At 32.3% G+C, this 15,869-nt stretch carries 15 protein-coding genes; 2 read left to right on the forward strand and 13 right to left on the reverse strand.

The window, feature by feature from the left end:
- The 6 genes from GQ47_RS19625 to GQ47_RS22990 all read right to left on the reverse strand — a co-directional run bounded on the left by GQ47_RS19625 (position 1) and on the right by GQ47_RS22990 (position 7,312).
- A complete protein-coding gene (locus GQ47_RS19625) occupies positions 1-402 on the reverse strand; it encodes a response regulator (protein WP_035652011.1) in 402 nt (133 codons plus the stop codon).
- Positions 392-1,816, reverse strand: coding sequence for a sensor histidine kinase (locus GQ47_RS19630; RefSeq protein ID WP_035652013.1), 1,425 nt, complete (start codon positions 1,814-1,816; stop codon positions 392-394). Before GQ47_RS19630 ends, GQ47_RS19625 begins: the two co-directional genes overlap by 11 nt.
- 623 nt (positions 1,817-2,439) lie before the next feature.
- Complete coding sequence (locus tag GQ47_RS19635) at positions 2,440-3,042, reverse strand: DUF4240 domain-containing protein (protein ID WP_051951664.1); 603 nt, start codon at positions 3,040-3,042, stop codon at positions 2,440-2,442.
- Between the two features lie 52 nt (positions 3,043-3,094).
- Positions 3,095-3,445, reverse strand: a complete 351-nt coding sequence (locus GQ47_RS19640; protein WP_035652016.1) for a hypothetical protein — start codon at positions 3,443-3,445, stop codon at positions 3,095-3,097.
- A gap of 118 nt (positions 3,446-3,563) precedes the next feature.
- Positions 3,564-3,962: a DUF5958 family protein gene (locus GQ47_RS19645; protein ID WP_035652019.1), complete on the reverse strand. Its 399-nt coding sequence runs from the start codon at positions 3,960-3,962 to the stop codon at positions 3,564-3,566.
- 164 nt (positions 3,963-4,126) lie between these two features.
- Positions 4,127-7,312: a T9SS type A sorting domain-containing protein gene (locus GQ47_RS22990; protein WP_051951665.1), complete on the reverse strand. Its 3,186-nt coding sequence runs from the start codon at positions 7,310-7,312 to the stop codon at positions 4,127-4,129.
- A gap of 220 nt (positions 7,313-7,532) precedes the next feature.
- On the opposite strand from GQ47_RS22990, the gene GQ47_RS19655 reads away from it, so the two are divergent.
- Positions 7,533-8,951: an APC family permease gene (locus GQ47_RS19655; protein ID WP_035652021.1), complete on the forward strand. Its 1,419-nt coding sequence runs from the start codon at positions 7,533-7,535 to the stop codon at positions 8,949-8,951.
- A 70-nt stretch (positions 8,952-9,021) separates the two neighbouring features.
- Here the strand turns inward: GQ47_RS19655 and GQ47_RS19660 are convergent, their stop codons facing one another.
- The 6 genes from GQ47_RS19660 to GQ47_RS19685 all read right to left on the reverse strand — a co-directional run bounded on the left by GQ47_RS19660 (position 9,022) and on the right by GQ47_RS19685 (position 14,120).
- Positions 9,022-9,432: a hypothetical protein gene (locus tag GQ47_RS19660; protein WP_035652024.1), complete on the reverse strand. Its 411-nt coding sequence runs from the start codon at positions 9,430-9,432 to the stop codon at positions 9,022-9,024.
- 241 nt (positions 9,433-9,673) lie between these two features.
- Positions 9,674-10,135: a DUF1810 domain-containing protein gene (locus GQ47_RS19665; protein WP_035652027.1), complete on the reverse strand. Its 462-nt coding sequence runs from the start codon at positions 10,133-10,135 to the stop codon at positions 9,674-9,676.
- Between the two features lie 160 nt (positions 10,136-10,295).
- A complete protein-coding gene (locus GQ47_RS19670; protein ID WP_035652029.1) occupies positions 10,296-10,922 on the reverse strand; it encodes an alpha-ketoglutarate-dependent dioxygenase AlkB family protein in 627 nt (208 codons plus the stop codon).
- Positions 10,923-10,967: 45 nt separating this feature from the next.
- Positions 10,968-12,356, reverse strand: a complete 1,389-nt coding sequence (locus tag GQ47_RS19675; RefSeq protein WP_035652031.1) for an exonuclease domain-containing protein — start codon at positions 12,354-12,356, stop codon at positions 10,968-10,970.
- Between the two features lie 42 nt (positions 12,357-12,398).
- Positions 12,399-13,658 (reverse strand): Y-family DNA polymerase, encoded by a 1,260-nt coding sequence (locus tag GQ47_RS19680; protein ID WP_035652033.1) that lies wholly within the window; start codon positions 13,656-13,658, stop codon positions 12,399-12,401.
- Positions 13,659-13,670: 12 nt separating this feature from the next.
- Positions 13,671-14,120 carry a LexA family protein gene (locus tag GQ47_RS19685; protein ID WP_035652035.1) on the reverse strand — a complete coding sequence of 150 codons (450 nt, stop codon included), beginning with the start codon at positions 14,118-14,120 and terminating at the stop codon, positions 13,671-13,673.
- Between the two features lie 99 nt (positions 14,121-14,219).
- On the opposite strand from GQ47_RS19685, the gene GQ47_RS19690 reads away from it, so the two are divergent.
- Positions 14,220-14,993 carry an XRE family transcriptional regulator gene (locus GQ47_RS19690; RefSeq protein WP_035652120.1) on the forward strand — a complete coding sequence of 258 codons (774 nt, stop codon included), beginning with the start codon at positions 14,220-14,222 and terminating at the stop codon, positions 14,991-14,993.
- Between the two features lie 65 nt (positions 14,994-15,058).
- Here GQ47_RS19690 and GQ47_RS19695 read toward each other — a convergent pair whose 3' ends face one another.
- A complete protein-coding gene (locus tag GQ47_RS19695; protein WP_035652037.1) occupies positions 15,059-15,820 on the reverse strand; it encodes a phosphatase PAP2 family protein in 762 nt (253 codons plus the stop codon).
- Between the last annotated feature and the right edge of the window lie 49 nt (positions 15,821-15,869).

The following is a 15,869-nucleotide window of genomic DNA, read 5'->3' on the forward strand; positions in this document are numbered from 1 at the left end:
CTAGTTTTCATCTTCCGGATACAGAGTCTTTTTAAATTCTTCAATAGGAAAAGGTTTATTTAGCATCTTAGTTACATATTTGTTTTCATTGATCAGGCTGATTTCATCAGAATCAAGTGTTGAGGAAAGTACATAAATTTGATTTCCTTTTTTAGTGTCTTCATCAAGTTTGTCGTACGCATTCAAAAAATCAAAACCATTCATAAATGGCATTTGGATATCAAGAATAATAAATAAAGGTTTGCTGATTCCTTTGTTGTTTTCTAGCCAATAAAGTCCTTCCTGCCCATTGTTGGCAATGTAAATTTCATCTACAGACAATATTTTTTTTAATAATTGTTTGATAACAAGCTGATCGATCAAGTTGTCTTCAATTAATAAAAATGCAGGTTTAGACAGCATAAAGAGTTGGTATTGTTACGGTAAATTTACTTCCTACAGAACTTTCTGAGCATACAGAAATATTCCCTTTTATGTTCTCAACGGCTTCTTTTACAATATAAAGACCTAATCCGCTGCCTTTGTTTTTGTTTGTTCCAAAGTACATTTCAAAAATATTATCTTTATACTCATCCTTAATTCCAATTCCGTTGTCTGTGACTTCAATCCTGTTGTAACCATCATTAAAAGAAGTTTTAATAGAGATAAACATTTCTTGTTTATTTGCGTCAGCATATTTGATAGCATTTGACAGTAAATTTGAAATAATGATTTTTAGTCTTAAACTGTCGCTGTGAATTTGATCTACTAACAGCTCTTTTGTAAAGATAATTTGATTCGCATTTTCTATATGCATTAACTGAGAAATTGCTTCTTCAAACAATTCTTTTAAGCTTACAGGTTCCATTATGATTTGTGCTCGCTTGTTTTTAGAATAATCAATAATGTCGCTTATAAATTGATCTTGCTTGGCAAGACTTTGTTCCATTAAGTATAAATAATCCTTTATCTGATTAACGCTATCTTCCAGTTGAGTGATTTTTATCAGGCCTTTTAATGAGGTAATGGGAGATCTCAAATCGTGTGATGCACTGTAAACAAAGCAGTCCAGTTCATGATTGGCTAGCATTAGATTTTCATTTTTTACTTCAATTTCTTTTTTTGAAGTTAGCAGGCGTTTTACCATTATAGAATAATAAAGACAAATACTGCAGACAATAATTAAAATGAAAACAATATTAGTGATAATTAGTAAATCTTTTATTTTGCGCGTTCCTTCTCCTAAAGTATTTGAAAAATTACGTTCATTAATTGTCAGGCGATCGCTTATAACGCTAATTTGCTCGAGAAATTTTCTTTGTTCGTCTGGAGTTAGTGCATCATGTTTAATTTTTGCATCGATTTCTGTTCCAATAGTAAACAATTCATAGATTAAATTATCACCTTGTTCCCATTCATGAATCGCTTTTGCTAAAAATGACACTTTTTTAAAATAAACAAACAGCCAAACGAGATCGTCTAAGTCGTCTTTATGATTACGGCCTTTAATAAAACCATCACGTGCAACTTGATTGTCTCCAGCTTTTAAAAGCGTTTTTCTCGCAATCCCATCACCTTGCGGAACACTTAATTCTTCCTGATATAATTTCCACTGATTTTTGTCTTTAGTATAAAGATAGGTTATAAGATGCCTTGCTGCGTCTTTTTGGCCTTTTGAGTAATGAGATTCACCATTCACATAAGCTCGATTTGCAGATAAAATTTTGATTGTAAAGAAGTTTACACAAATTAATAAGGCACATGTGATAAATACAATTAAGAGGAGAATAAAAACATTTGGGAAACGCATTTTCCTTAAAAGCTGAATTTTTAGCATATTTCTTATTTTGTAGGTTGATAATTTGCTTTTAATCAGTTCATTTTGCTTGTAATAGATGTTTTTTTATCTCAACTCCTCTATTGGGGGATTAGAAAGAGATTGGGTTTAAAAAATAAACAAATGTTAATAAAAAATAAGAAATTTTATAAATTTAATCCTTTCTACCAAATTTAATAAAAATATATTTTGCTTTGACAAACATATTTTTATTTTCTAGTTATTTTGATTTTTTAAATTATAAATAATTGATTATAAGTATTTTGTTTTGTTGTTAAAATGTGAAATAATATTAAAATATGAAATTCAATTTATGTTTTTAGTAATCATTTTAGGAATAATTTATAATTTACTCTTGTGTTTTTGTTTAACGGTCGAAATGTTTTTGCAATTTAATTTTTCGCGTTATTTTACGATTTAATTTTGATCAAAATGAAAAAAATAAAATTTAACAAAATGTAAGAATTTAATAGTGCTGATTATCTGTGTTTTAAGGTTTTTTTTGAAAAGAAAAAGCTGCAAGTTTTACCCGCAGCTTTTTTAAAGTAAAATTATTTCATTCTGTTTTAGCTATAAAGTTCTAATTAGAGTAATTTTAGTTTTAATGAAATTGGCAAAAGAATTTATTGAAAATTAGCCGAATACTTAGCATAAAGTTTAGGAAATAATTTTTGCAAATCATCACCCTTTTCATCCCATTCATTTCCGGTTGTATTATGTTTTTCCTGAAACAGATATGGCATTTCCTGACCTGTAAGTTCTTCAAAAACGATTCCCGGTAAATATCCAAAACCTTCCCAGTCAAATTCTTCAATAAGATGTGTTTCAGTTTCTACGAGCAATTCAGGATTAGCAGTAATTTTATAATAAAAATCTTTACCCTGTGCGATAACCCATTCACGGAAATCGTTAAAACTATCATCGCTACAGCCTCCATGGATAATATATATCGCGCCCCAGAGTTCCCAGGTATTTGCTTCGCCTCTAAAATTTCTAAAACTGTTACCGAATAAAATCAATTCATCTGCCGTCAGTTTTCTGAGTTCGTTTGCTAATTCTTCCTGTTGTTCTTCAAAATTGCCTCCAGAACTGTCTTTTGTTTTCTGAATTATCTTCCAGAATAATTCCTCTTCCATCAGTTTTTCTGAAATTATAAAATCTGTTTTGATAGGTCTGGAATTTTTTTCCTTTTCCGTTTTACCAAAAAATCTGTCAAATATTCCCATTGTCTTTTTGGTATTTGTTAATAAATGTTTTTACACTTTGAAAAAGATCGTTTTAAGAATTTAAATTAATTAATCCTCTGAAAAACTGAATACCGCCAAATACAATAGCGCCCCAGAAAATAAAACCAATATGCGCCAATGTTAATATGGTTCCGCCAATGCACCATAAAGCACCATACAGAATATCTTTTTTAGCCTGAGCATGAATTGCTTCTTGTTGCGCTTCATTGATCTTCATTTCTATTTTTTCGACAATCATAGCGGCAACGTCAGGATCTGATCCTTGTTCAATTAGAATATTTTTAGTTTCATAACCTGATTTTCGTTGATTTAAAATGAGATTCGCAGCTATATTATAGTGCTGATTAATTAATTCTTGATTGTCAATTACAGTGGTTTCCATAAATTAGTTTTTGGTTGATTGATTTTATTGATTTTCAAATATAAATAGTTGAAACAGTATTGTGTTACGAAAAGACGCGAAAGGGAATTTCAAACAAAAAAAGCGTTTAAATTTTAGTTTAAAAAAGATGATGCCAAAAATGAGTGCAACCCTCTTTGCATTCGGTGTTTCGTCTTTCAGTATCTGTTATTTTAAAAATCCACAATAAGGAGGTTATTATTTTTTCGTTTTCATTCTCTGGAAGTGAAACTAATTTTTGAAAAGCAATTTTTGTTGGAAAGTTTTTTAAAATCGCTACTGGCGTGCATGTAGGCTTTAAAGGAATAGTGTTTAAGGCCGTTTGATAAGACTCAGAATTAAAATCAATTTTGTCAGGAATAGAATTGATAATGTAATTATGCAGAGTTGTAAATAACTCCTTAAAATTATAGTTATTTTCCAATAAAAGTGCTAAACCAACATTAAATTCGAGTTTGTCTTGCGCAATTTTGTTGATTATTTTTTCTGTTTTCTTCAATTGAGTTTTTGCTTCTTTTTTTTGAATAGTTTTTCAAATATAAATAGTTGAAATAATATAAACTTACGGGAATACGTAAAGAGAGCTTTTTTAGTTTGAAAAAATAAAAAAGCTACAACTCGAAAAAGTTGTAGCTTTTTTAATAACGAACAAAAAGCTTATTATTATTTATTGATAATTAGTTTTTTAGTTTCTGTATAATGTTCAGTTTTTATCTTTATTAAATAAAGACCTTTTGATAAAGAATTTAAATTTATCGATAATGGTGTTTCTATGTTTGGTGCTATACTTTGGATTTTAGTTCCTAAAATGGAATATATTTCAATACTTTCTACAGTTGAATTATCGTCTGAAGAAATTGATAGCTTACCATTTGAGGCTGCAGGATTTGGAAACAAGTTTAAGTGCGTGATAGACTTATAAGAAGAATTGTTATCAAAACCACCAGTGCCTAATGATTTTCCAATTTTTGTAGAATAAAGTTCATATCCACTTATTCCAGTAGAAGCATTAAACAATAAATTATCACCGTAACTTATTAGTCTACTTATTCCTTCATTTTCTAAAAAGTTTTCGGCGTTAGTAATTTTTATATCATAGTAGGCAGGTGTTGAAGTGTCATTATTAACATACCATATTTTACTTCTTGATCTTTTTAGATAAAATAAATTATCCTGAACACAAGTACAGCTGTGGATATAATCAACACCAATGTCTGCTTTTTCAACTAAAATTGTTCCTTCTTTTGTCCCATCTGTTTTCCAAAGCTCCTGTTCTATCCCAGATCCGTTGCTATCTGCAAGTGTAAAGTAAACATATTTACCACAAGATTTTAAGGCACCGAATGAGCGGTAATCTGTAAAATGATCTTTAGTTAATATTTTTGTCCCGGCAAATGTTCCGTCTGATACCATTAGGGCCAACCCATTTTCATTATAGGTAGTAAAGTATAATTTGTTATTATAGATAATGTTTTTTTCGAATTGACCTACACCAGTAATTTCCCATAAACCTAAGAAGACTGTGCCTGTCTGGGTTCCATCAGTAGACCATAAACTATTATTGCCATAACTTGAATTATTGCTGTTTGTTTTAAAGAAAATTTTATCATTTGTTGCATTAATTATGGCAGGTCTGCTATCATATACTCCTGAAGGAGTTATTGTTATTGCCTTTGTTGTTCCATTTGAAGTACCATCGGTTTTCCATAGAGAATTCTCATTTCCGTCAAAGGCGGAAAAATATAAATTACCATTAAGAACTGCATATAGTTTTTCATTAATTATATAGTCATGATCATAAAAAATATTGGAGTCAGTAACGCCATGGCCTGATCCTGGATTTATATCCTTCAGAATGTAAGTTCCTGCCTCTGTTCCATCACTTCTCCATAATTCCATACCATGAACCTGATCGTTAGCTTTAAAATAACAAATGTTTTTATTAGACATGAATAATGAAAATTCATCTATACTACTGCCACTTCCGGGAGCAATATCTTTGACCATTCCTGTATTTTCTGCAGTGCCATCAGTTTTAAATAGTTCATAGCCATTTTTGCCATCTGAAGCTCTAAAAAAAACATTGTTTTCTGCTACTGTAAAAAAAGGTCTATATTCATAGTCGCCATATATTGAACCACGATCATCCTCAGGATTTATATTTTTAATTATTTTCGTTCCTGAGATCGTACCATCTGTTATAAATGGTTCTGTGCCACTTTTTCCATTAGTAGCTGCAAAAATCATTTTACCGTTAAAATTTGTAAAATCACTATTACTATTGAAAGCACCCAGAGTATGATTGATATCTTTTTCAACTTTTGTGATATCGGTTGATAAATCTGTTTTCCATAATTCGACATCGTTATCACTATTGTAACCCCCTGCAAAGAAAACTTTGTTATTTAATTCAACAAAACGTAATTCAGTATTACTAAATTGTGACAAGTTGATGTCTTCATTAATTAGTTTCCCATTTGATATTCCGTCGCTCAACCATAAAGTTCTATACTGTTTTTTATTGTCAAGAGCTGCAAAAAATAAATACTTTGAAGTTGCAGTTAATTTTATAATTCCGCTTCCCAATTCTCCTGGATAAATATCCTGGATTAATTTTGTTCCTTCAGTTGTCCCATCCGTTGCCCATAATTCGTTACCCTGTGTAGAATCTCCACCAGAAAAATAAAGCTTATTGTTAAAAGAGACAAAAATAGGGTTATCAGCGAAATCATTTGGGACAGAAAGTTTAGTTTTGATTAGGTTTGTTCCATTGGAAGTTCCATCGCTTTTCCAGATTTCTGTTCCTGTTAAATAGTTAGAATTACTAAAAACAAGTCCTGAGTTTAACACGCTCCCATTCAGCTTATAACTAATATTAGAACCTGTTGCAATAACTTTTACCATTTCTGTCCCGGAAATAGTTCCGTCACTTTTCCATAATTCAAGAGAGTTACTGTTACTTTTTGCATAGAAATACGCAGCGTTATTATAAACAATGAAATTATTCACGGATTGTATTCCAGATCGATACGGACTTGGATCAATATCTTTCAATAGAAATGTCCCATTTTCGGTTCCATCGGTTTTCCATAACTCATTTCCTTTTTCAGCATTATTTGCCGAAAAAAACAAATTATCATTTAATATAAAAAAATTCGATGGATTGCTTGAACTTAATCCTGCATTAATATCTTTCAGAATTTTTGTGCCATTAGGAGTTCCATCACTAATCCAGATTTCTTGCCCATTGGTAGTATCAGAAGCACTAAAAATGATACTGTTTTTGAAAATTTTTATATTATCGATAGTCTGCCAATAGGTATTACTGAAACTCTTTATTAAAGAAGTGCCTTGAGAGGTTCCATCTGTAATCCAAAAAGATTGGCTTTTATCATCCTCTTCTTTTGAAAAAAAGACTACTTTTCCATTATAATTTAACAGATTGTAGGTAGAATAGGTATTGTATTCATTAAGGTATTTGATCAAATAAGTTCCTGCTTCAGTTCCATCACTTTTCCATAATCCAATCTTAAAAGTTTCATCTTTAGCTATAAAATATAAATTATCACCTACAACTAGAAAATTAGGGTAATCTATGCTGCTACGGTCCCCTGGTGAAATGTCTTTTACCAGTGTCGTTTTTTTACTGATGTCATCGTATACCCACAGCTCTGTTCCGTGGATTCCATCATTCGCTGTAAAATAGATTTTAGTCTTCGCTTTAGTTAAGTTTTTAGGATTACTGTCTCTTAGAAAATTAAGCTCTATCAAGGTCGCATCTAATGTTTGTGCTTCTATATTTTGAGAAATAAAAAGGATTAGAAAAATTAAGAGTAATTTTTTTTTCATAAATGATGTCTGAATAGTTTATCGCAGTAAAAATAGTATTTACAGTTTTTATTTTTTCAAATATAAAGAGGTTGACTATAATTATTTTACGTGAAACCGTACTTCTATAAAATTTTGACTTTACTATTTTGTATTTGCAATTTTATATTTCACTTTTGGAATTTCAAATCTTTAGATTTCAGAAAAAAGTATATCTTTAACCAACCCAAAACCAAAAAAAATGCAAGAAAACGAACAAGACCAGGAACATTTTAAAAGAGAACTCGGATTATTAGACGGAACCATGCTCGTAGTTGGTTCTATGATTGGATCTGGGATATTTATTGTAAGTGCCGATATCGCCAGACAAGTTGGATCAGCCGGCTGGCTAACGCTTATTTGGCTAATCTCAGGATTAATTACCATTATTGCCGCTGTAAGTTATGGAGAACTTAGTGCGATGTTCCCAAAAGCTGGAGGACAATACGTATATTTAAAAGAAGCTTATAATAAATTGATTGCCTTTTTGTACGGCTGGAGCTTTTTTGCTGTAATTCAAACCGGGACAATTGCTGCAGTTGGTGTGGCTTTTTCAAAATTTGCGGCATATCTTTATGAGCCGTTTAGCGATGAAAATATTTTATATGAATTAGGTTCATTTAAACTTAATGCCGCACAGCTTGTATCGATTTTTACCATTGTGGTACTGACTTTCATTAATAGTCGTGGTGTGAAAAACGGTAAAATTCTGCAAACTGTTTTAACTATAATCAAAATTTTATCTTTGCTGGGGTTAATCGTTTTTGGATTAACATTGGCTGCAAAAGCTTCAATTTGGGATGCCAACTGGGCTGACGCCTGGACAACACGTAGTTATAATGCAGAAAGTGGATCATGGCTTCCAATTAGCGGAACAGCTTTAATTACAGGAATTTCAGCTGCAATGGTTGGCTCATTATTTTCAAGCGATGCATGGAATGGTGTAACTTTTATTGCCGGCGAAATTAAAAATCCAAAACGAAATGTAGGCTTAAGTTTATTTTTAGGAACTTTTATTGTAACAATAATTTACGTTTTGACAAATTTGATGTATTTGGCCGTTGTACCACTTCAGGAAATTGCGACAGCAAAATCTGATAGAGTTGCAGTTGTGGCTTCACAATATATTTTTGGAGATATTGGAACGCTAATTATTGCAATCATGATTATGATTTCGACTTTTGCCTGCAATAACGGATTAATTATGGCAGGAGCCAGAGTTTATTATACAATGGCAAATGATGGTTTATTCTTTAAAAAAGCCGCAGTTTTAAATGAATCAAGTGTTCCGGCGTGGGCTTTGTGGGCTCAATGTATTTGGGCTTCGGCTTTATGTTTGACAGGAAAATACGGGGATTTATTAGACTTCGTAATCATTATCGTTTTGATTTTTTATATTCTAACGATCTACGGAATTTTTATTTTGAGAAAAAAAATGCCAGATGTTGAAAGACCTTATAAAGCTTTTGGATATCCATTTTTACCAATGTTATATATCATCGTTGCAACCGCAATTTGTATTTCTTTATTATTTACAAAATTTTCAACTTGCGGATGGGGAGTTTTAATAATGTTGGCAGGAATTCCTGTTTACTATTTGACAAAACCAAAAGAAGAATAAAATTGTTTCAAGTTTGAAACTTTGATTATAAAAAAAAGCGCCTTGTTTATTACAGGACGCTTTTTTATTTTTAATTATTACTATCCGATAAATCATTATCAATTCTTTCTGCGGTTGGTCTTAAAAAAATCAGATAAATTAAAATCAGGATTCCAAATAAAATAAAATCGGGATTTAAAATTAGGATAAGAAATGCTGCTCCTTCAAGAACTGCCCAACGCAAGATAGATGCAGTTTGGTAAATTGGAAATTTTTCTTCCAATTTTAATTTTGGATTAATTTGTTTTAATTGATATTTGAACAAAAAACTGCTCAAAACAAATGCTAAGACAGGGATCAAGATATATATTGCAGAAGATGAATCAATAACAGGAATTTGTAATTTCTCAATTGAAAGATCACCTAAAATATAATAAGCCACAATTGTTCCTGCACAAATAGCAAGATGAAGAATTTGGAGTGTTTTAATTCTGTCAGACATGATTTGGTTTAAGTTATAAAGTGGTTTGTATATGCAAGTTAAGATTAATTCCTTGAAAAATAATGTTTTAAGTGATTAGAGTGTTCTTTTTTGAGCTTTATTTGGGAATTCATTGTTTTTTGAAAAAGCAAAAAAAATTGTTGCAACAAATGAAATTTGCCTGCAAAACAGAAGAGTGAAAATAAAAAAAAACACTGCGGTTAGGCAGTGTCTCTTTGATGCAAATAATCTGAAAACCGTTTTATAACGCAACAGGTTCAGCAGAAGATTTTATTGTTGAATTAATAATAGACAAAGTAAGTGGATCAGATTCTCCTGAGAAGAAAGCTTCCAGAATTTCCTGAAATATAGGATTTGTGTTTTCAACTAAAGAAAAAAGCGTCATAGACGAACGTAATTTACGAGCATCTAAGTCTCCAAAAATTCCATCAGCTGATTTCATTTTAAAACTTAATAAAAGTTCTGAAATTTCGATCAAATGTTTTCCTAAAATAGGATGTTCCAAATAATCAGAAGCTTCTTTTAAATCGTTAATGGCATAAAGATTTGCTGTATCGCTTTTGCCCAAACCTTTTATTTGCGGAAAAATGAACCACATCCAGTGTGTTTCTTTTTTCCCTTTGCTGATTTCAGAAAGAGCAGTAAGATAAAGTTTGTTTTGCGCATCTAAGAAACGCGATAAATCATTGTTAGAATAAGCCATTATGGTATTGTATTTTGAAAAAGGTTGCAAAAATAGTAAAAAAGAAAGGGTCTGCCTAATAAAAGGTTCATACAGTGCGTGTTTTAACTTTTTAAAGAAGGAATATCTTACTGTTTTTTTGACTAAAAAAACTTTTTAAGAACATTCAATTCTATTAAAATCAAAGATTTCGATTGGTTCTCCTAAAGGTAAGATTGATCCTAGGTAAAACATTTCGTGCGGTTTTCGGAACCTGATGTTGCCAAAAACTATTGGTCGTTCCTGCCATTAATAAAAAAGAGCCATGATGTAAGGGAATCTCAACCTGATCAATATCTTTTCGGAATTTATGACGCAGTCTGAACATTCTGGTTTCGCCAAAAGTTACCGATGCTATAACAGGATTTGGCCCTGTATTATGTTCCTTGTCGCTGTGCCACGCCACGCTGTCGTTGCCGTCGCGATATAAATTTAAAAGAAGGCTATTGAAATCTAGTTCTGTTTCTTTTTCAACACGGCCTCTGATAGTCAGCAAATCGTAAGTCCAGTCGGGGCCTTTTTGATCGGCGCCCGGATTGTCTTTGTCTTCATACCAGGAAATCATTCTTGGGGCTGTAACGATTTTATCAAACATTTCCATTTCGTATTCTCGCCATTTGGTTTTGCGAAGTATTCTTTCATAAAAACGATCAGATTCTTCTTTACTAAAAAAATTATCGATCAAAATTAATTCGCAATCCGGCAAATCATATACAATTTTACCACTGCTGCCTGTAGTAAATAATTCGGTGTCGCTAAATAGTGTCATAATTCAGATTTTAACTTTACAGCTCTATTTTATGTTTTATTTGGTTTAGGAAGCTTTACTTAAAAAATGTTTGTTGAAGAATACTTTTCCGGGATGTTTTTCGGCATAAGTAAAAATTAGTTGCTCAATATATTGATTGCTTTTATAAAGCGTAACATAACTTTTTACATCTTCTGGATCATGAATGGCAACATCTCTCGGAATATATCCCATTCCATGAAAATGGCCATTTTCAATCCAGATACAGCTGCGTTCCTCTTTAGATCTTCCTTTGTCTATAATGGCAAAAGTGGGTCTGTTATTTAAGAAAAAATCAATAGCATTGTCAACTTGTTCGTTGTGAAGCAGAATATCAGGCAGGCTTTTTACATCATTATTTTGAGGAAGCTCTGCTTCTTCAGGCCTAGAATACTTGCAGAATCTTTGATCAATTTCAAATTGTTCAGCCAGACTTCTCAGTAAATTTATAGCGTTATACAAACTATTAAATTCATGAATACAAGTCTGAAATTTGCTTAGTTTTCCAACAGCCAAATATTTATATCCGTTTCTTGCTTCATATTGATAAATACCAAATCTTGCTTCAAAACGTTTTAATGCTCTATTGTAGGCTGGCCAAAGCTGTTTTATTTCGGTACATTCTAATAAAAGCGCCATTAATTCGGTGGCACAGATTTCAAAGGAAATGCTGTGAATGTCTCTCAGAAAATGCTGTCTTTGAGGATTGATATTATTGCCACTAAAGTGTGATGCCACACGTTTCTTTACATTGATGGCTTTACCTACATAAATCACTTTTTTTGCCTGATTATAAAAATAATAGACACCTGGTTTTTCAGGTAAATTATTAAAATCATCTGGCGGAAGGTTTGGAGGTAAACGCTGATCCTGCGCCGTTTTTTTGATCATTTTTTCTATTTCTCCTTCATTGTCCCATTCCATTAAAAGTGAAAATAACACAGCGGTTGCATCTGCATCTCCGCCGGCGCGGTGTCTGTTTTCTAAAGATATATTTAAAGAATTACAAAGATTTCCTAAACTGTAAGATCCTAATCCGGGTTTGATTTTTCTGGCGGCACGAACCGTACAAAGTTTTTTTGCCGACCATTTAAAACCTGACTGTTCCAATTGATGATGTACAAACGAATAATCGAAGTTGACGTTGTGCGCTACGAAAACACGGTCGGTCAGCATTTCTAAAACCTTCTCTGAAATATCATCGAAAATAGGAGCATTAGCAACCATTTCATTATTAATTCCTGTTAATCCAAAAATAGAAATAGGAATATCCTGTTCTGGATTTACAAGAGTTTCATAACGATCCAACACTTTTGTACCATCATGAATAATAATGGCAATTTCTGTAATACGGCTTCCACTGGCATTTCCGCCTGTGGTTTCGATATCGACTATAGCATATTCCGTATTTTTCATCTTTATATAATGTAAAAGGGTTTATTTCAAATTTTGTAAAACTTAAGCTTTCACCGTAATTACATCTTTAAGCAGAGTTGAAAACTTTGGTGATAATCTGTTTTGTTTCATTTTCCATTGTCTTCCTAAAGACTGTACTCCGAATTTAATTTTGTTGTTACCATAATTCCGGTTCATTTTATCAATCACACTCATTAAAGGCTGATGTTTAGGGTTTGAAGCGTTGAATAAATTTAGCTGCGTTTCGCTATTTGGCGTTAAGCCCATTACAATTACACCTGCTTTTTTATAACGATAGCCTTTTTTAAAAATAGCTTTAAATCCTTTTTGAGCCGCTGCATTCAATTCTATTGTTGAATTAGTTGGAAAATCAGTAGTAATGGTAATACTTCGTGAATAATGTGATTCTTCATTCTTTATAAAACTAGTCTGGATAAAAACCGTTACCATATTGCAATGACAATTCTGACGCCTTAATTTTTCAGCACAAGAAGCTGTAAACGTGCTGATTCGTTCTGAAATTTCTTCATAAGTAGTATATCTTTTTTCGAAAGATCTCGTAGTGGCAATCATTTTTCGGTCAGCGGCTTCTTCTAAATCCAAAGTTGGTTTCCCTTCTAATTCATGTTTTAAACGAAGCCCGACTACAGACATTTCTTTTCTTACCCAGGCATCCGGAAGTTGCGTAAATTCATAAGCTGTGTTGATTTTTTTTGCTTTCAGTCGTTTAGCGAGTTTTCTTCCAATTCCCCAAACATCTTCAATTTTTGTCCACTTTAATGCTTTAATTCTTTTTTCTTCAGAATCAATACAATAAACACCTTGCGTACGATCTGCAAATTTTCGGGCAATTTTATTCGCCATTTTAGCTAAAGCTTTGGTCGGTGCAAAACCTACGCTTACAGGAATTCCGGTTCCTTGAGTGACTTCTTTTCGCATTTTTAAACCCAGCGTATTCAGATCAAATAAATCGTAACCCGAAAATTTCAGAAAAGCTTCATCAATACTATAAATTTCGATTTCCGGAGTATAAGTTTGAAGTAGATTCATTACGCGATTACTCATATCGCCATACAGCGGATAATTAGAAGAATAAACAAAAATGTTTTTTTCTTTAAAAATAGCTTCATACTTAAAAGCCGGAATTGCCATTGGTATTCCCAAAACCTTTGCTTCATCAGAACGCGAAATAACACAGCCATCATTGTTAGAGAGAATAACAATAGGTTTTCCTCTTAAATGCGGTTCAAATACTCTTTGGCAAGAAGCATAAAAATTGTTACAATCGACTAAAGCAAACATTCAAAATTTGTTTTAAAAAGTTTTAATACAATGAACTACAATTCCCCAAATCACAAAATTATTCTCCGGAGTCACTTTTATAGGCTGATAATCTTCATTTTCGGCAATAAGCCAGATAATGTCTTTTTCTATTCTGATACGTTTTACGGTAAATTCTCCATCAATTTGGCAAACGGCAATTTTGTTATTTTGAGGTTCCAGACTTTTATCAATAATCAATAAGTCACCATCATTGATACCGACATTTTTCATAGAATGCCCTTTCACTCTGGCAAAATAAGTAGTGTATTTATGTTTGATGAATTCTTTGTTGAGGTCAATTGATGATTCGATAAAATCATCAGCAGGCGAAGGAAAACCTGCGCTGATACCAACGTCAAAAAAAGGCAGTTTTATTTCCGATTTTATATCCGGAATGTACAATTCTATTGATTTTGTGGTATTTATATCTCTCAATTTCATAATCACTTCTGAAAAATGTTTTTTTTGAACATTACAAAATTAGCACAGGTGATAACAATTTTTCGTATATTTGCTGTTCCAAATTATAACAAATTAATTATGTCCTTATTTTCAGACAACATCAGAGCACTAAGGGTTAAGCATAAAATATCACAAGAAAAATTAGCTGAAAACCTAAGTATTACAAGAGGAAGATACGTGAAATACGAAGACGGAACTTCGGAAGCACCGTATGACATTTTAAAGAAGATTGCATTATATTTTCATATGAGTATTGACTTGATATTATCTGTCGATATCCGTAAAATCGATGTGCAAAATTTGATAAAACTGGAAGGCAATCGACTTATTTTACCAATCCAAGTGGATAGTTTTGGAGAAAATTTTATTGAAATTGTATCTCAAAAAGCAAAAGCAGGTTATCTAAATGGATATGCTGATCCGGAATATATTGAAAGTTTACAGCAGATTACACTTCCTTTTTTGGGACCAGGAAAACACCGCGGATTTCCCGTTGAAGGTGATTCAATGCCTCCACACGAAGATGGTTCTATTATTATTGGCCGTTATGTGGAAAAGTTGGGAGAAGTAATGGATGGAAAAACCTATATTTTGATTACCAAAAATGAAGGAATGGTGTATAAGCGTCTCAATAAAAACAAAAAGAACGCTCTGGTTTTAGAATCCGACAATAGTTTTTATCCAAATTATGAAGTGAAAGCTTCTGATATTTTGGAAATTTGGGAATACGAATGTAATATCGGCCGTTCAGATAAAAAACAAGAAATATCGGAAACCGGAGCAATGAAGGATTTGCTTTTAGAATTGAAAAGAGAAGTTAGAGAGATTAAGAATAATACTTCGAACGCATAATTTTTTCCGCCACGAATTCACGAATTTTGATTAAAATAATTCGTGAATTTGTGGCGAAAAAAAATCTAAAAAACCTTCACAAAACTCAAACCATATTGCTGTCCGTTATAAAAAGGCGCAATCATAGAAGTTGATTTACTTTCAGATGAAGATTTAAACAATTTTTTAGTGATATACGGATTCATCCAATACGCGATTTTGGTACTCAAAATCCCGATTCCGGCTCCTGCCGCAACATCGGTTAACCAATGGCGATTGTTGTAAATTCTAAATAATCCCGTTCCGGTGGCAACGGCATAACCGGCAATTCCGTACCAAATCGATTTGTCTTTGTATTCTTGCCATAAAAATTCGGCTCCGGCAAAAGCGGTTGCAGTATGTCCGGACGGAAAAGAATTATTTGAGCTTCCGTCAGGTCTTTCCTCATGTACAATCGATTTTAATCCTAAAACAGCTGAAGCCATTATAACATAAGAAGTCACAAATATTACGGAACGATCACGCATATTATTTTTGCCCTTTACACCAAAAGCATTCAGAGCATAAACTGACGCTGCAGGTGCATATTGCGAGAAGTCATCAATCGTAATTTTTTCGTCAATATCCTCGGTAACTTCATCCTTAATCTGATGATTGAAACTTAGGAGCTGATCACTTTCTAAACCAATTACGCCATAACCAATTAATACACTCGGAATAATTAATTGCTTGTAATTGAATTTTAAATGATTAGAAGTGCTGTCAATTTTTGTGATCGAATCATTTTGCTGTGCATTCGCAGAAAATAATCCAAATAGAAATACCAGGGAAATGGCTTTGTAAAACATCTTTCGTTGTCGTTATATTTTGCAATATTAACGAAGGTTTTTGCCAACT

Source organism: Flavobacterium sp. ASV13 (assembly GCF_000745775.1).
Classification (GTDB): domain Bacteria; phylum Bacteroidota; class Bacteroidia; order Flavobacteriales; family Flavobacteriaceae; genus Flavobacterium.